Origin of the sequence: Nonomuraea sp. NPDC005983, from assembly GCF_040614375.1 — a bacterium.
Taxonomy (GTDB): Bacteria; Actinomycetota; Actinomycetes; order Streptosporangiales; family Streptosporangiaceae; genus Nonomuraea.
This window is the reverse complement of the sequence record NZ_JBEXUP010000098.1, coordinates 17397-33668: the sequence shown is the minus strand read 5'-3', so window position 1 is coordinate 33668 and position 16272 is coordinate 17397. Positions and strand designations below refer to the sequence as shown.

Genomic DNA, 16272 nt, shown 5'->3' with positions numbered 1-16272 from the left:
GCCGCCGACGCCCCTGCTCAGGTCGTCGGCGGCCTGCCGCCCACCGACGGCCTGCGCTACGTCCTGTCCGGCGACGCGCGGGTGGTGGTCCGCCCTTCGGGCACCGAGCCCAAGCTCAAGTGCTACCTGGAGGTGGTCGTCCCGGTCACCGGCGAGGTCGCGGACGCCCGTTCGCAGGCCGTCCGAGACCTTGACGCCCTGAAGTCCGACCTGAGCACGGCACTGGGACTTCGGTCTCACGCCTGAGACCATCCCAGGCGACGGTGTCGCAGAAACCGCCCCTGAGACCATCTCTTCCAGATAGTCTCATCTGTGAGACTATCTGGAGGCGGTGGTGGAGAGCTTCATCGGCAGGAAGCGGGAACTGGCCCTTCTCCAGCGCGTCCTGCAGAAGACGGATGTCAACCGCTTCGATCGCCCCGGACGCGCCCTCCTGATCCGGGGCCGCCGTCGCGTGGGGAAGTCGAGGTTGGCCGAGGAGTTCATCCGGCAGGTCCAGCTGCCCCACGTCTACTTCACGGCTACCGGCCACGCACTGGACCAGGAGCTTCGCCTCTTCACCGAGGAGGTTCGCTCGTCGAACCTTCCCGATGTCTCGGCCTTCCACGCCGAGCAGCCAGGTTCGTGGCACGACGCGCTGTCCCTGCTCGCGCACGCCCTCCCCGAGCGCTCGCCCAGCGTCGTGGTCATCGACGAGCTTCCGTACCTGATCAAGGCGGACCCGTCCTTGGAGGGCGTGCTGCAGAAGCTCTTCGATCGGGAGTTCTCCAGACGGCCCGTGCTGCTGCTGCTCATCGGCTCGGACCTGTCCATGATGGAGGCGATCAACACCTACGACCGGCCCTTCTACCAGCGGGCTGTCGACTTCGTCGTCGATCCCCTCAGCCCCCATGACGTGGGGCAGGCTCTCGGCCTGTCCGCGGCGGAGGCGTTCGACGCCCATCTGGTCTCGGGTGGCCTGCCGATGATCTGCGAGGAATGGCCCCGTGGCGGCTCCCTCTGGGACTACCTGGAGGCGGCGACCGCGAACCCGCTCTCCGCGCTGATCGTCAGCGGAGAGCGTGCGCTCGCCGCCGAGTTCCCGCCAGAAGCCCTCGCCCGGGAGGTGCTGAGCGCGATCGGCGCCGGACAGCGCACGCACGCCAACATCGCCACCGCCGCCCAGGGGGGCTCCCGGGCATCGATGAACCGGGCGCTCCAGCTGCTGCTGGAGAAGCGCATGATCGCCGTGGAGCGGCCCCTGTCGACCCGGCCGTCCCGGGAGACGCGCTACCACGTGGTGGACACCCATCAGCGGTTCTGGATCCGGTTCATCGGGTCCCGCCTGGCCGACATCGAGCGTGGCCGAGCGGACAGGGTCATGGACAGGATCCGCCAGTCCTGGACGTCATGGCGAGGGACGGCCATCGAGCCCGTCATCCGCGAGTCCGTCCGGCGCATGGACGAGCTCCCCGAAGGCACCGGCGCCATAGGCGGCTACTGGACCCGGACCAACGATCCGGAGATCGACCTGGTCGGAGCCGACAGGGAGCCGATCGCCAAGAAGATCACGATGCTGGGGTCGATCAAGTGGCTAGAGAACCGGCCGTTCGACCATCACGATCTGAGCGAGCTCATCGTCCACCGCTCGAAGATGCCGGGCGCCGACACCTCCACGCCGCTCTGCGCGGTCTCGCGCAGTGGGTGCGACGTGGAGGGGGTCAGGCACGTCACGCCTGAGGAACTGCTCGGCGTCTGGCGCTAGGCGAGGCGGAACTGCCGGTCAGCTCGGGCCGGTGCCCCTCCAGGTCGTCCACTAGGCGGGGGCCACCTCGATCTGCAGTTCCGTCACCCATTCGGCCACGTCATCCGGACAGTGCAGGTAGACCTCCCTGGCCAGGGAGAGCGACCGGTGGCCGTTCTCCTCGATCCAGTGGGCGAGGGTCTGGAACGTGGACCCGACGTCCTCCATCGCACCGTGGTGGATGATCGTCGCCGCGGTGTCGATGCCGGGCAGGGCGACCACCTGGAAGTCGAGGTCCGGGCGCGGCCCGGTCGCGACGGGGAACGCGGCGTGGACCATCACGCTCCCGTCGTCCTCTGGCAGGTAGTAGGCGATGCCGGGGCCCGCGATGGCCACGCCCGCCGCCTCCAGGCGTTCGCAGAGCTGCCCGTACAGGGGTTGGATGACCGGGCTGATGTCCTCGCTGTCGTAGCTGGCGGCCCTGGCGCTGAGCTCGGCCACCGTGACTGGTGCGACCTTCTTGAGCACGACCTCGTCCGTTTTCATGTGCCCTTCCGTCTCGATGGTCCGGAGCCTCGCCTCGACGCCGCGCAACCTGGCCAGATCGGCGCTGATCTGGGCTTCGAGCTGGGCGCGGCGCAGCCGGACCATGCCGTGCAGTTCGTCCGCGCTCACCTTGTCGTCGAGGATCGCCCTGACCTGTTCCAGCGTGAAGCCGAGGTCTTTGATGGCGACGATCCTGTTGAGCCTGGACAGCTGCGCCGCCTGGTACAAGCGGTAGCCGGTGGACGGGTCCACCTGGGCGGGGCGCAGCAGCCCGAGCGCGTCGTAGTGGCGCAGCATGCGCACGGACACGAGTCCGAGCCTGGCGAAGTCTCCGATGCTGAACATGACCTCTCCAGGTGTAGGGCCTCACACGGTGTCAGGGTCAACCTACGCGGAGAGCTCTGGCAACTGGGCGTTTCGTCGGTTATGTTCCGTATGGGAGCGACCGAACGTTCGGTAGGAGACCGATGCTGGAGACGTACCTGACCGACCGCGACGCCGACGCGAGCCTGCGCATCAGGACGGCGGCGGTGCTGCTCTTCGCCCGGCAGGGCTACGCGGCCACGAGCATCAGGGACCTCGCCAGGACCGTCAACCTGACCAACGCCGGCATCTACCACCACGTGTCGAGCAAGGAGGCGCTGCTCGCCGACCTCATGCGGGCCGGGCATCTCGGCCTGATCGAGTCCACCGACCGGATGCTCGACGGTGCGGACCGGCCGGTGGACCGGCTGGCCCTGCTGATCGGCTCGCTGACCGCCATCCACGCGCTCAACCCCATGATCACCCGGGTGATGGACGGCGAACTGCGCTCGCTGACCCCGGGTTCGGCCGCTCACGACGAGGTCATCGCCCTGCGCGACGCCTACGAGGACCGATGGAGGCGCGCGCTGTCCGACGGCGTCCGGGAGGGCGCCTTCCGTATCGCCGACCAGAAGCTGACCAGGCTCGCCCTGATGTCCATGTGCACGGGAACCAGCGAGTGGTACCGCCCCGACGGCGACTCCACGCTGGAGCAGGTGTGCGCCGAGTTCGTCGCGATCGGCCTGGCCGCGGTGCGCGCGCCCGCCCAGCCGGTCGCGCGCCCCGACTTCTCCCTCTTGCCCGACTTTCCGTGGGAGCCGCCCGATGCGCGAACCGACCCCCGACCTGCGCGAAACGATCCCTGACCTGCTCCGACGCGCCGCCACCAGGTTCGGTGCGCGCGAGTTCCTCCGCTTCCCCGACGCGTCGCTGTCCTTCGCGGACGCGGACGAGCGATCCGACCGGCTCGCCGCCGGGCTGGCCGCCAGAGGCGTACGGCCGGGCGACCGGGTGGCCATCATGCTGGAGAACGTCTCCGGCTGGCCGCTGACCTGGCTGGCCGTGCTCAAGGCCGGGGCGATCGCGGTGCCGGTGAACGTCCGCTACCGCTCGGCCGACCTGGAGCACGTCCTGCGTGACTCGGGGGCCGTGGCCACGGTGAGCACCGCCGAGCACGCCCCGCACATCCCCGGCCCCGTGCACGTCCTCGACTCGCTGCCCTCGGACGACCCGCCGCCGGACGTCCCCTTCTCACCCCACGATGTAGCGAATTTTCAGTACACGTCGGGCACTACGGGCTTCCCCAAAGCCTGCATGCTCACCCACGACTACTGGCTGCGAACCGCCCACATCGTCGCCGACCTGGTACGCCCACGCGACGACGACGTCCTGCTGATCGCCCAGGCCCACTCCTACATGGACCCCCAGTGGACCACCCTGCTCTGCCTGCTCGGCGGCGTTCCCCACGTGGTGCTCCCCCGCTTCTCCGCCTCCGGCTTCTGGCCTGCGGTCCGCGAGCACGGCGCCACCCTCACCTACGTCCTCGGGACGATGCCGCTGCTGCTGTTCAAGCAGCCGCCGCACCCGCTCGACCGCGCCAACCGGATGCGGGTCGTGATCTGCTCCGGCATCGCCCCCGACCTGCACCAGGCGTTCGAGGAGCGCTGGGGCGCGCCGTGGCGCGAGCTCTACGGCTCGACCGAGTCCGGCCCCGACCTGCTGGCCGCCCCCGAGGCCGCCGAGACGGTCGGCACCGGCTCGCTGGGCCACCCGCCGCCCGGCAAGGAGGTCACGCTGGACGAGGAGACCGGCGAGATCCTCGTCCGCGGCCTGCCGATGATGCGCGGCTACTGGAACCACCCCGAAGCCACCGCGCACGTCTTCCGCAGCGGCTGGTACCACACGGGCGACCTCGGCCTCCGCGACGCCGGCGGCGGCATCCGCCACGCCGGGCGGATCAAGGACATGGTGCGCAGGGGCGGCGAGAACATCTCGTGCGCGGAGGTCGAGAGCGTGCTCGCGCAGCATCCCGCGGTCCTGTCCGCCGCCCTGGTGCCCGTCCCCGACGACCTGTTCGGGGAGTTGCCGAAGGCGTTCGTCCAGCTGCGTCCCGGCCACGTCCCCGGCAGGGAGACCGCCATGAGCGTGATCGCCCATGCCAGGGAACGGCTGGCCAAGTTCAAGATCCCGGCGTTCGTCGAGTTCGTGGACGGCTTCTCGCTGACGCCGTCCGCCCGGATCGAGAAGCGCCACCTGTCGCGACCCGACCAGCGGGCCGGGGCCATCTCCGTGGAAGAGGAGTCAGCATGATCGACGTGACCGTGCGCGACGAGGTGGCCCTGGTCACCCTGCGGCGTCCGGAGAAGCTCAACGCGCTCACCTCCGGCGCGCGCAAGGACCTCGCGGCGGCCGTGCGCGCCCACGGCGACGGCGAGCTCGCCAGAGGCGTCGTCGTCACCGGCACCGGACGGGCGTTCTCCGCCGGAGAGGACATCGACCAGGCCGTCGGGCAGTCGCTGGTGGACGAGGTCGACTCGTTCCAGGACCTGACCAGAGCCGTCCTGGAGACGCGGGTGCCGGTGGTCGCCGCGGTCAACGGGCTCGCGGTCGGCGGCGCGGCCGAGTGGACCCTCTGCTTCGACGCCCGCATCGGGACACCGTCGGCCGAGTACTTCCTGCCGGAGAACCACATCGGGCTGTCGATCTCGAACGCGTCCAGCTACCTGCTGCGCAGGCTGGTGGGCGGCAGGGCGCTGCGGCTGGTGCTCGACTCGACCAGGCTGAGCGCCGCCGACGCGCTGGCGTCCGGGCTGCTGGACGAGATCGTCGAGCCGGACGCGCTGATGGACACCGCGATCGGGCTCGTCCACCGCTGGACGTTGCCGGGCACGGCCACCGAGACCCACCTCAAGCTGCTCAGAGCGCCGCTGGAGGAGGTGGAGCGGGCCTTCGCCGCCGAGACGGAGGCGGCGAGGCAGGTCGACGAGGCCGGCCTCGCCCGCGCGGGCATGGAACGCTTCGTCTCCCGCGACAGGACCTGACCCGGGGAGCCCGTCAGGGGAGCCCGTCAGGGGACCACGATGGCGGCCAGCACCAGGGCGACCGCCACGGCGAGCACCGCGAACGCGTCGAGCGCCCAGGTGGTGCGGGCGGGACCGGCCGCCTCCTCGCGCCGCCTGGCCGACTCGGCGCGCCCGGTGATCTGCTCCCCCACCCAGTCGGCGTGCGTCTTCCCGGCGAACGCCTCCGCCGCCGCCTGCTCGCCCCTCGTCATCGCGGGCTCGGTGCGGAACCGGCTGGGACGCTGCGTCCTGGGCGCCGCCCTGCGCTGCGCCCTGGCCCGCTCCCGTGCCGTGCTCATCGGAGTCCACAGCCGCAGGAGCTGCTCGTCGTGCTGGACGTTGATCGAGTGCGAGACGGTCACGTCCCCCACGGACGCCCACGGGACGAACGTGGTGCGCAGCGGGTTCCGCCCGACCAGCCCCGACTCGGTGAACACGGTGGCCGGCCTGAGCGCGACCAGATAGACGATCGCGGTGAGCCCGCCGAGGATGGCGGCGGCCACCAGCGAGGGCTTGCCGTTGAAGCGGACGGTGAGGTCCCAGGCGTTCACCGCGACGAACGCCACCCAGACCCAGCCGAGCACGAAGGCGGTCTTGGACCGGTAGACCTGCTTCACGGCTGCCACTTCAGCCGCGCGAAGCCGGGCTTGATCACGCCGTTGATCAGTGCCAGCCGCTCGTCGAACGGGATGAACGCCGACTTCATCGCGTTCACCGTGAACCACTGCAGGTCATCCCAGTCGTAGCCGAACGCCTCGACCAGCTTGGCGAACTCCAGCGAGACGGAGGTGGAGCTCATCAGCCGGTTGTCGGTGTTGACCGTCACCCTGAAGTTCAGCCGGCGCAGCAGCCCGATGGGGTGCTCGGCGATCGACGGGGCGGCGCCCGTCTGCAGGTTGGAGGTCGGGCACATCTCCAGCGGGATGCGCTTGTCGCGGACGTAGGCGGCCAGCCGCCCGAGCTTGGCGGTGCCGTCGCCGGAGGTGGAGATGTCGTCGATGATGCGCACCCCGTGGCCCAGCCGGTCGGCGCCGCACCACTGGATGGCCTGCCAGATCGACGGCAGCCCGAACGCCTCACCGGCGTGGATGGTGAAGTGCGCGTTCTCCCGCTGCAGGTACTCGAACGCGTCGAGGTGCCGGGTGGGAGGGTAGCCCGCCTCGGCGCCCGCGATGTCGAACCCCACCACGCCGAGGTCGCGGTAGCGGACGGCCAGCTCGGCGATCTCCTTGGAGCGCGCCTGGTGCCGCATCGCGGTCAGCAGCGTGCCGACCTTGACGTCGCGGCCCTGCGAGCCCAGCTTGAACCCTTCGAGCACCGCTTCCACCACGGCGTCGAGGGTCAGCCCGGTGGTGGTGTGCTGCTCGGGCGCGAAGCGCACCTCCGCGTACACCACCCCGTCGGCGGCCAGGTCTTCGGCGCACTCGGCGGCCACCCTGACCAGCGCGTCGCGGGTCTGCATCACCCCTACGGTGTGCTCGAACGTCTCCAGGTACCGTTCCAGCGACCCGGAGTCGGAGGCCTCCTCGAACCACTGGCGCAGGTTTCCGGCGTCGGTGGTGGGCAGGCCCTGGTAGCCGTGCTCCCGAGCCAGCTCGACGATCGTCTCGGCCCGCAGGCCACCGTCGAGATGGTCGTGGAGCAGGACCTTGGGCGCGCGTCGGATCTCGTCAAGGGTGGGGCTCATCTGGCCATGATATGAGCTGTGGCCCCGCCCTCTCCCGCACGCCGGGGTCAGTCGCGACGGGCCAGGTCAGGAGAGAAGGCGGGAAGGCAGACGGCGACGTACTCGGCGCCCTCGGGGCCGGTGCTGTACCGGACCGTCTCGCCCGGCGCGCTGACCAACGACTCGCCCGCCGAGACCTTCGTGGTGCCGCCCGCGTGCTCGACCAGCACCGTGCCCTTGAGCACCACCGTGTACTCGGTGAACTCGGGGGTCTGGGGCGGCTCCGACCAGCCTGGCGGCGCCACCATGTGGGCGATCGAGATCGCCTCGTCGCCGCTGTTCACGCGGCCGATGTGCTCGTCGATGAGCTTGCCGCCCGGTACCGGGATTCTCGTCGGGCCTTCGATCTTTCTCACCACGACGTCAGTGTGCCACGTCCACGACGAGCTGGTTCGGGGAGGTCTGCTGATCGAGGCGGTACCCGGCGCGATGGTCGAGGACCAGGCCGATGCCGACCCTGCCCTCGAAGTCGCCGGTCTTGACCACGGCGCGGACGTTGCCGAGGTTGGTCTGGTAGACCGGGCCGCCTTCCCACGTGGGGGCGCCCTTATCGGTGTGGGCCTGGGCCCGGCTGAGGGCGATCTCGAGGTAGGCGCCGCCCTTGACGTCCAGGCGGTCGCCCGAGCCGTCCTGGACGAGTTCCTTGACCCAGGTGGCCTTGTAGGCGGGGGGATCGCCCTCGAAGTCGACCACGATCCGGTCGAACCCGTCGCGGGCCTCCCAGTTGACCGCCTTCACCACGGCGGGCTCGCCCTTGCCGTCCTGCATGTCGACGTCGACCTCGGACGTGCTCGTCGGCGGCGGGTCGTCGGTGCGGGCCGGGGTGGGGGTGGGCGACGGAGGCGAAACGGCCGCGCTGCCGACGGGCGTGACGTTGCCACAGGCGGACAGGACGGCCAGGAGAGCGAGCCCGGCGACCGCACGGGCGAACCCCTGGACGGTCCCCGGTGCGGGTGACGGGCGCATATCCCGATGATGCCCCACCGCTGTGCCGGCAAGCAGGCTTTCCGCGGATCACCGCAAGCCTTTCCCTGGATCAGGGAGTTCGCAGACCAGGGGCCCCGCGCGAGCACGCGCGAGACCCCTGGCGACCCTGGACGGACGATCAGACCGTCTCGTAGACCTTGACCTCCTCCTCGACCGCCGCCACCTTGCGGAAGCGCAGCCCCGTGGCGGAGATCGCGACGCCGACCAGGGCCAGCACCAGCGACACGACGATCGCCGCGCGCAGCGTCCCGATCGAGATCGCGCCGGCCGGGCCGGAGGTGAGCACCGCGGTGACCACGGCCAGCACGATCGCGCCGCCCACCTGGCCGGAGGTGTTGAGCAGGCCGGAGGCCAGCCCCTGCTCGTCGTCGTCCACGCCGTTGGTGGCCTGGATGTTGAGCGACGGGAACGACAGCGCGAACGCGATGCCCAGCAGGATCATGCCGGGGATGACCATGCCGCCCAGGCTCGGAGTCTCGTCGATGCCGAGGAAGATGGCGTAGCCCCCGGCCAGCGCGGCGGCCCCGATGACGATCAGCTTGCCGGTGCCGAACCTGTCGGCGAAGTCGCCCATCTTGGTGCTGGTGATGGCCACGAGCAGGCCGGCGGGCAGGAACGCGAGCGCGGTGCCGAGAGCCGACCAGTGCAGCAGGTTCTGGAAGTACTGCATGGCGACGAACTGGAAGGACACGTACGAGCCCATCAGGATGAGCAGCCCCAGGTTGGCCCGGACGATCGAGCCGGAGCGCAGGATGCCGAGCCGGACCAGCGGGTGCTTCATCCTGAGCTCGGCGAAGACGAACAGGCCGAGGAGTGCGGCGGTGACCACGAGCGAGCCGAGCGTGCGCAGCGAGGCCCAGCCGACCTCGGGCGCCTGCACCACGGTGTAGACGAGCAGCAGCATCGAGGCGGTGATCAGCACCGCGCCGACCAGGTCGTGACCGCCCTCGGCGCGCTCCTCCTCGCCGCGCGGCAGCACCTTGAGCGCGGCGAACAGCGCGATGATCGCGACCGGCACCGGCATCAGCAGCGTCCAGCGCCACCCCAGCTCGGTCAGCAGGCCGGACAGCACCAATCCCAGCGAGTAGCCGCTGGCGCCGCAGGCGGTGAAGATGCTCAACGCCTTGTTGCGCGCGGGGCCTTCGGGGAAGGTCGTGGTGATGATCGACAAGGCGGCGGGGGCGGTGAAGGCCGCTCCCACGCCCTTCACAAAACGGGCGGCGATGAGCAGCGCGCCGTTGTCCACCAGGCCGCCGAGCAGCGACGCGACGGCGAAGACGCCCAGCGCGACCAGGAACACCCTGCGCCGCCCGAGCAGGTCGGCGGTCCTGCCGCCGAGCAGCAGGAGACCGCCGTAGCCGAGCACGTAACCGCTGACGACCCATTGCAAAGAGGAGGTAGAGAGCCCCAGATCACGCTGGATGGAAGGCAGTGCCACACCGACCATCGAGACATCGAGGGCGTCAAGGAAGATCACTGCACAGAGCACGGCGAGCGCGCCCCAACGAGATGAGGAAGAGGACATGGACCCGAAGACTACATGCATCCGCATCTAATGCAAATGCATTTAATGTCGTTGCATGAGATTTAGCGAGGTGGTAACCTCCGCGTCATGGACGATGAGCTCGCGGTCGAGGGCTGGCAAGGCGAGGGCTGGCAAGTCGAGGCCTGGCAGTACGTCCTGGCCAAGCACGCCAAGGCGATGTGCGCGCTGGAACGCGAGCTCGGCGACAGACATGGCCTCGGGCCCAGCGAGTTCGAGGTGCTCGACCGCATCGTCCACCACGACAGGAAGCTGCGCGTCCAGGAGCTCTGTGACGAGGTCCACCTAAGCCAGAGCGCGCTCTCCCGCGTGGTGGCGCGCCTGGAGAAGGCCGCGCTGGTCTCGCGCGGCGTCTGCGACTCCGACCGGCGCGGCGTGTTCGTCTGCATCACCGACGAGGGCCGCGCCAGGCACGCGGAGGCGCTGCCGACGCAGCGCGCCGTGCTGGCCGAGGTCTTCTCCGCCTCCCCCGTGCCCACCGCCTGACCTCCTGCCGATCGCCGGGAGACCGGTGATCGTGTGCAGGAGGACCGGGGAGCGTTGCTGGAGGCCGCGCGGGCAGGTGACCCCGTCGCCTTCGACGCGTACCGACCGGCCGCGACGAGGCACCCTGAGCGCCCGGCCGGTCGGCGTCAGGCGGTGATGCGGTCGATGACCAGGGGGAGGAGGTCCTGGCTCGCGGGGCCGACCGTGTAGCCGCCCGCCAGCGCCTCCAGAGCACGGTCGAAGCGGGCTGTTTCGTCCGCGTGCAGGGTCATGAGCGGCTGCCCCTCGCGGACGAGGTCGCCCGGCTTGGCGTGCAGGGTGATGCCCGCGCCGAACGACACCGGGTCCTCCTTGCGCGCCCTGCCCGCCCCGAGCCGCCAGGCGGCGAGGCCGACCGCGTAGGCGTCGAGGCTGGTCAGCACGCCCGACGAGGGGGCTTCGACGGTCATCGTCTCGGCGGCCCTGGGCAGCAGGGCGTCGGGGTCGCCGCCCTGGGCGGTGATCATGCGGCGCCAGTGGTCCATCGCCGAGCCGTCCTTCAGGGCCTGCTCGGGGTCCTTGCCCGCGATGCCGGCGGCGTCCAGCATCTCCCTCGCCAGCCGCACCGTCAGCTCCACCACGTCGGACGGCCCGCCGCCTGCCAGGACCTCGACCGACTCCTCGACCTCCAGCGCGTTGCCCACGGCGCGGCCGAGCGGCCGGTCCATCGCGGTGAGCAGCGCGACCGTGCGGACGCCCGCGTCGGTGCCCAGCGCGACCATGGTCTCGGCCAGCTCGCGGGCCAGTTCCGGGGTCTTCATGAACGCGCCGGAGCCGACCTTGACGTCCAGCACCAGCGAGCCCGTGCCCTCGGCGATCTTCTTGGACATGATCGAGGACGCGATCAGCGGGATCGACTCGACCGTGCCCGTCACGTCGCGCAGCGCGTACAGCTTCTTGTCGGCGGGGGCCAGGCCGGAGCCGGCCGCGCAGATGACCGCGCCCGCCGAGCGCAGCACGTCCAGCATCTCGGCGTTGGACAGCGAGGCCCGCCAGCCGGGGATCGACTCGAGCTTGTCGAGCGTGCCGCCGGTGTGCCCGAGCCCGCGCCCCGACAGCTGCGGGACGTAGGCGCCGCACGCCGCCACCAGCGGCGCGAGCGGCAGCGTGATCTTGTCGCCGACGCCGCCGGTGGAGTGCTTGTCGGCGGTGGGACGGTCCAGGACGGACCAGTCCATGCGCTCGCCCGAGCGGATCATGGCCTTGGTCCAGCCGGCGATCTCGCGCCGGTTCATCCCGTTCAGCAGGATCGCCATGGCCAGCGAGGACATCTGCTCGTCGGCCACGTCGCCGCGCGTGTAGGCGTCGATGACCCAGTCGATCTGGGCGGCCGTCAGCTCGCCGCCGTCGCGCTTGGCGACGATGACCTCGATCGCGTCCATCACGCCATCCTGGACAGGTCGTGAGGGCCGAACGCGTACGGCAGCATCTCGGCCATCCGCTTCGGCCCGTCGACGGTCTCCACCAGCAGGTCGTTACCGCCGAACTCGAACAGGAGCTGGCGGCATCGCCCGCACGGCATCAGCAGCTCGCCGTGCCCGTCGACGCAGGTGAAGGCCACCAGCCTGCCACCGCCGGACGCCTGCAGCGCGGAGACCAGCCCGCACTCGGCGCACAGGCCGATGCCGTAGGAGGCGTTCTCGACGTTGCAGCCGGTGACGATCCGGCCGTCGTCGACCAGCGCCGCCGCCCCGACGGGGAACTTCGAGTACGGCGCGTACGCGTGGTGCATGGCCTCGTTGGCCTCGGCCCTGAGCGCGTCCCAGCTGACTTGGTGGTGGCTACTCAATGCTGTTCCCCCCGGCGGTAACGCACGCCGTCGGCCTTGGGCATCCGCAGGCGCTGCGAGGCGACCAGGAGCACCAGCAGCGTCAGCACGTGCGGCGTGATGAAGACGAACTCGTTCGGCAGCTTGTCGACGGTCATCCAGAGCCAGACGAGCAGGACGGCTCCCACCGCCGCCCCGGCGAGCAGCGTGTACTCCCGGGCTCCTCTGGCCACGATCTCGGCAGGCTGGTTGGACGCCAGCATGCCACGGAGCCGGGCGCCGAGGTAGAGCACGAGCAGCGCCGCGCCGAACAGGAAGAACGAGGTGACGGCGCCGGAGCTGCGCAGTTGCAGGCCGTCGGCGTAGCCGAACAGCGCCGCACCCGCGGCCAGCCCGCCGGGCCGCCAGTTACCGAAGATCATCGCGGCCAGGCCGATGAAACCGCGCCCGGCCGTCTGGCCCTCGACGTACTTGGTGCTGACGAAGACCAGGAACACGCCGCCGAGCCCGGCGAACGCGCCGGAGATGACGACGGCCACGTACTTGATCAGATAGACGTTCACGCCGAGCGACTCGGCCGCCCACGGGTTCTCGCCCGCCGAGCGCAGCCGCAGGCCGAAGGCCGTGCGCCAGAGCACGAAGAACGTCAGGGGCAGCAACAGCACGGCCAGGATCACCAGCGCGTTGACCTCGTGCGTGAGCCCGCGCAGGATGCCCGCCAGGTCGGAGAGCAGGAACCAGTGCGTGCCCTCCAGGCTGCCGAGCCAGTCGGGCCCCGACGACAGCAGAGGCAGGCTGACCTCGGGCCCCTGGGACGACAGCGCGGGCGAGGTGGTGATGCCGGCCCCGGCCTTGGCCGCCCCGGTGCCCTCCTTGTAGAGGACCTCCGACAGGAAGCGCGTGACGCCCGGCCCGAGCAGGTTGATGGCGACGCCGCTGATGATGTGGTCGACGCCGAACGTCACGGTCGCCACCGCGTGGATCAGCCCGCCGAGCGCGCCGGCGACCAGCCCGGCGAGCAGCGCCGCCGCCCAGCCCCACTGGTATCCGGCCCATCCGGCGAACCAGGTGCCGAGCACCATCATGCCTTCGAGGCCGATGTTGACCACGCCGGCCCGCTCCGCCCAGAGCCCGCCGAGCCCGGCCAGCCCGATCGGCACGGCGAGCAGCAGCGCCGCGGCGAAGGTGCCGGAGGAGGTGATGTCGTCCTGCCCGGACACGATCCGCACCAGCGACATCAGCAGGATGAGCACGGCGGCGCCGATGAGGCCCAGATGGTACTTGCGGACCCGGGTAGTCGCTACGACGCTCATGCCGCCACCTCAACGGGAGTGTTCCTGCCGAGCTGCTGCGCGGCCCGCCGTTCCTCGCGCCGCAGCGCGACCCTGCTCGTGATCTCGTTGGCGACGACCACCAGCAGCACGATCGTCCCCTGCATGATCATGATGACCGACGGGGGCACGCTGGCGAACTGCAGCGGCCCCTGGGCCCGGTCGAGGAAGCCGAACAGCAGCGCGGCGACCGCGATGCCGACCGGCCTGTTACGGCCGAGCAGCGCGACCGCGATGCCGAGGAAGCCCAGGCCGGGGGTGAAGTTGGAGCCGAAGGAGTGCTTGTCGCCGAGGATCTCCGGCAGCCCGATCAGCCCGGCGATCGCGCCAGAGAGCACCATCGCGGAGATGACCATCTTCTTCGGGTTGACGCCCGACGCCAGCGCCGCGGACGCGTTCAGCCCGCTGGCCTTGACGTCGAAGCCGAACCGGGTGCGCTCGAGCACCAGCCAGAGCAGCGCGCCGAGCACGACCGCCACGAGCAGGAAGCCCCAGAGCCCGCCGCCGCGCGGCGCCGGCAGCCCGAACATCTCGAAGATCCAGTTGAGGTTGGGGAACCAGGCCGACTGCGGCAGCACCGGGGTGTTGGTCGTGAGCGTGCCTGAGGCGCGCTCACCGGTGAACGGCCCGCGCACGAGGAAGGCCGCCAGGTTGATCGCAATGTAGTTCAACATGATCGTGGAGATGACCTCGTTCACCCCCCTGCCGACCTTCATCACCGCGGGGATCAGCGCGTAGAGGCCACCGACGGCCATCGCGACCACGATGATCACCAGGATCTGGATCGGCGCGGGCGCCGTGAACTGCGCACCGACGTAGGCCGCGCAGATGGCCGCGATCCGGTACTGGCCCTCGACACCGATGTTGAAGAGGTTCATCCGGAACCCGACCGCCACCGCCAGGCCGGCGATGTACAGCGGCACCGCCCTGTTCAGCATGGTCGTGATGCCGTTGACGACCGAACGGGGAGTTTCGCCGAAGTCGAAGAAGGCGGCGAACGCGGCCTCGGGGCTGGCCCCCGCGGCGACGATCGCCACGCTGGAGATCACGATGGCCAGCACGATCGCGGCCGCGGCGCCTGCGACGGTCAGCAGCGCCCGATAGAGCCCTGCGGGCATCACGTCTCCTCAGTGCCGGTGATGGCGCCGGTCATGTAGCCGCCCAGCCGCTCGGGCGTCACGGCGGACGGGTCGAGCCGGGCGACGAGCCGCCCGCGGTAGATCACATGCAGCGTGTCGGACAGGCCGATCAGCTCGTCGAGGTCCGCCGAGATCAGCAGCACGGCCAGCCCGGCGGCCCTGGCGTTGCGCAGGTGGTCCCAGATGGCCGCCTGGGCGCCGACGTCCACGCCGCGGGTGGGGTGCGCGGCGATGAGGAACTTCGGCTCGCCGCTCATCTCCCGGCCCACGATCAGCTTCTGCTGGTTGCCCCCCGACAGGGCCAGGGCCAGGGTGTCGACGCTGGGCGTGCGCACGTCGTACTCCTTGACGATGCGCTCGGTGTCGGCTCGGGACGCCCGCCTGTTGACCCAGATGCCGCTGCGCGCGGGCCGCCTGGTCTGGTGGCCGAGCACCCGGTTCTCCCACAGGGACGACTCCAGCAGCAGCCCCTGCCGGTGCCGATCCTCCGGGATGTAACCGATGCCCGACTCGCGGCGTTTCAAGGTGGACCAGGAGCTGATGTCGGCCGCACCGAGCGTGATCTCGCCGTGGGCGGGGCGCATGCCCATGATCGCCTCGATCAGCTCCGACTGCCCGTTGCCCTCGACTCCGGCGATGCCGAGGATCTCGCCCTGGTGGATGTCGAACGAGACGCCGTCGAGCAGCAGCCGCCTGCCGTCCTCGCGCAGCTTGTCGACGTAGACCTGCACGGACGTGCCCTTGGGGACGGGGCGGTACCCGTCGGCCTCCATGGTGAGGCCGGACACCCGCAGGGCGACCGTCTCGGTGACCGTGGACTCGCGGGTCTCGGGGGTGGGCAGCTCGCTGCCGACCATCAGCTCGGCGAGCTGGCGGGCGGTGACCTCGGCCGGGTCGACGGCGGCGACGGTGGTGCCGCGGCGGATCACGGTGATCGCGTCGGCGATGCTGAGCACCTCGTCGAGCTTGTGCGAGATGAAGATGACGGTCAGGCCGTCGGCCTTGAGCTCGCGCAGGTTGTCGAAGAGCTCGTCGACCTCCTGCGGCACGAGCACCGCGGTGGGCTCGTCGAGGATCAGGATGCGCGCGCCGCGGTAGAGCACCTTGAGGATCTCGACCCGCTGCCTGTCGCCGACGCCGAGGTCCTCGACCAGCCGGTCGGGATCGACGCTCAGGCCGTGACCGGCCGCGAGCTGGGCGATGCGGGCGCGGGCCTGGGCGGTGTCGAGGGTGCCGGCCCGCTTCGGCTCTGCGCCGAGGACGATGTTCTCCAGCACGGTGAAGTTGTCGGCCAGCATGAAGTGCTGGTGGACCATGCCGATGCCCGCGGCGATCGCGTCGCTGGGCGTGCGGAAGCTGACTTCTTGGCCGTTGACCCTGATCGTGCCCTCGTCCGGCTTCTGCATGCCGTAAAGGATCTTCATCAGGGTGGACTTACCCGCGCCGTTCTCTCCCACGATCGCGTGCACCGTACCGGGTTCGACGGTGATGCGGATGTCGCGGTTGGCCACCACGCCGGGGAAGCGTTTGGTGATGCCCTCCAGCTCGACGGCGGGTTGCACCGCGGCGAGGGTTTCCGAGCTCATGCGGTCTCCTTGAGCCGGGTGGATAGACCGAAG

Annotated in this window: 16 protein-coding genes and 1 pseudogene; 6 read left to right on the top strand and 11 right to left on the bottom strand. The window is 70.4% G+C overall.

The window, feature by feature from the left end; translation table 11 throughout:
- Both ABZ297_RS32910 and ABZ297_RS32905 read left to right on the top strand, forming a co-directional pair.
- Positions 1-246 (top strand): annotated as a pseudogene (locus ABZ297_RS32910) (phospho-sugar mutase); the annotation flags it as partial.
- Positions 247-334: 88 nt separating this feature from the next.
- A complete protein-coding gene (locus ABZ297_RS32905) occupies positions 335-1744 on the top strand; it encodes a DUF234 domain-containing protein (RefSeq protein WP_355354385.1) in 1410 nt (469 codons plus the stop codon).
- A 51-nt stretch (positions 1745-1795) separates the two neighbouring features.
- Here the strand turns inward: ABZ297_RS32905 and ABZ297_RS32900 are convergent, their stop codons facing one another.
- Positions 1796-2614 carry a MerR family transcriptional regulator gene (locus tag ABZ297_RS32900; RefSeq protein ID WP_355354382.1) on the bottom strand — a complete coding sequence of 273 codons (819 nt, stop codon included), beginning with the start codon at positions 2612-2614 and terminating at the stop codon, positions 1796-1798.
- Between the two features lie 122 nt (positions 2615-2736).
- Between ABZ297_RS32900 and ABZ297_RS32895 the strand changes: the two genes are divergently transcribed.
- Genes ABZ297_RS32895 through ABZ297_RS32885 form a run of 3 tightly spaced genes read left to right on the top strand, consistent with a single transcriptional unit; the run spans position 2737 to position 5613 of the window.
- A complete protein-coding gene (locus tag ABZ297_RS32895) occupies positions 2737-3438 on the top strand; it encodes a TetR/AcrR family transcriptional regulator (RefSeq protein ID WP_355354379.1) in 702 nt (233 codons plus the stop codon).
- The gene (locus ABZ297_RS32890) at positions 3398-4882 is read left to right on the top strand and encodes an AMP-binding protein (RefSeq protein ID WP_355354376.1); all 1485 of its coding nucleotides are present in this window, start codon (positions 3398-3400) and stop codon (positions 4880-4882) included. The genes ABZ297_RS32895 and ABZ297_RS32890 overlap by 41 nt, the downstream gene beginning before the upstream one ends.
- Positions 4879-5613 carry an enoyl-CoA hydratase/isomerase family protein gene (locus ABZ297_RS32885; RefSeq protein WP_355354373.1) on the top strand — a complete coding sequence of 245 codons (735 nt, stop codon included), beginning with the start codon at positions 4879-4881 and terminating at the stop codon, positions 5611-5613. The genes ABZ297_RS32890 and ABZ297_RS32885 overlap by 4 nt, the downstream gene beginning before the upstream one ends.
- Before the next feature lie 26 nt (positions 5614-5639).
- Here ABZ297_RS32885 and ABZ297_RS32880 read toward each other — a convergent pair whose 3' ends face one another.
- From ABZ297_RS32880 to ABZ297_RS32860, 5 genes are all read right to left on the bottom strand, one after another.
- The gene (locus ABZ297_RS32880; protein WP_355354370.1) at positions 5640-6251 is read right to left on the bottom strand and encodes a hypothetical protein; all 612 of its coding nucleotides are present in this window, start codon (positions 6249-6251) and stop codon (positions 5640-5642) included.
- Entirely contained in the window at positions 6248-7321 is a 1074-nt protein-coding gene (locus ABZ297_RS32875) for an adenosine deaminase (RefSeq protein WP_355354367.1), read from the bottom strand. Before ABZ297_RS32875 ends, ABZ297_RS32880 begins: the two co-directional genes overlap by 4 nt.
- A 47-nt stretch (positions 7322-7368) precedes the next feature.
- Positions 7369-7719, bottom strand: a complete 351-nt coding sequence (locus tag ABZ297_RS32870; protein WP_355354364.1) for an AraC family ligand binding domain-containing protein — start codon at positions 7717-7719, stop codon at positions 7369-7371.
- Between the two features lie 4 nt (positions 7720-7723).
- Positions 7724-8326 (bottom strand): hypothetical protein, encoded by a 603-nt coding sequence (locus ABZ297_RS32865; protein WP_355354360.1) that lies wholly within the window; start codon positions 8324-8326, stop codon positions 7724-7726.
- 139 nt (positions 8327-8465) lie between these two features.
- Positions 8466-9872: an MFS transporter gene (locus ABZ297_RS32860; RefSeq protein WP_355354357.1), complete on the bottom strand. Its 1407-nt coding sequence runs from the start codon at positions 9870-9872 to the stop codon at positions 8466-8468.
- 87 nt (positions 9873-9959) lie between these two features.
- Between ABZ297_RS32860 and ABZ297_RS32855 the strand changes: the two genes are divergently transcribed.
- On the top strand, positions 9960-10376 hold the full coding sequence (locus ABZ297_RS32855; protein WP_355354354.1) for a MarR family transcriptional regulator: 417 nt from the start codon (positions 9960-9962) through the stop codon (positions 10374-10376).
- 146 nt (positions 10377-10522) lie between these two features.
- Here ABZ297_RS32855 and ABZ297_RS32850 read toward each other — a convergent pair whose 3' ends face one another.
- Genes ABZ297_RS32850 through ABZ297_RS32830 form a run of 5 tightly spaced genes read right to left on the bottom strand, consistent with a single transcriptional unit; the run spans position 10523 to position 16239 of the window.
- A complete protein-coding gene (locus tag ABZ297_RS32850; RefSeq protein WP_355354351.1) occupies positions 10523-11797 on the bottom strand; it encodes a thymidine phosphorylase in 1275 nt (424 codons plus the stop codon).
- A complete protein-coding gene (locus ABZ297_RS32845) occupies positions 11797-12204 on the bottom strand; it encodes a cytidine deaminase (protein WP_355354348.1) in 408 nt (135 codons plus the stop codon). Before ABZ297_RS32845 ends, ABZ297_RS32850 begins: the two co-directional genes overlap by 1 nt.
- Positions 12201-13496, bottom strand: coding sequence for an ABC transporter permease (locus ABZ297_RS32840; RefSeq protein WP_355354345.1), 1296 nt, complete (start codon positions 13494-13496; stop codon positions 12201-12203). The genes ABZ297_RS32845 and ABZ297_RS32840 overlap by 4 nt, the downstream gene beginning before the upstream one ends.
- Positions 13493-14632, bottom strand: a complete 1140-nt coding sequence (locus ABZ297_RS32835; protein ID WP_355354342.1) for an ABC transporter permease — start codon at positions 14630-14632, stop codon at positions 13493-13495. The genes ABZ297_RS32840 and ABZ297_RS32835 overlap by 4 nt, the downstream gene beginning before the upstream one ends.
- Positions 14632-16239, bottom strand: coding sequence for an ABC transporter ATP-binding protein (locus ABZ297_RS32830; RefSeq protein WP_355354339.1), 1608 nt, complete (start codon positions 16237-16239; stop codon positions 14632-14634). Before ABZ297_RS32830 ends, ABZ297_RS32835 begins: the two co-directional genes overlap by 1 nt.
- Between the last annotated feature and the right edge of the window lie 33 nt (positions 16240-16272).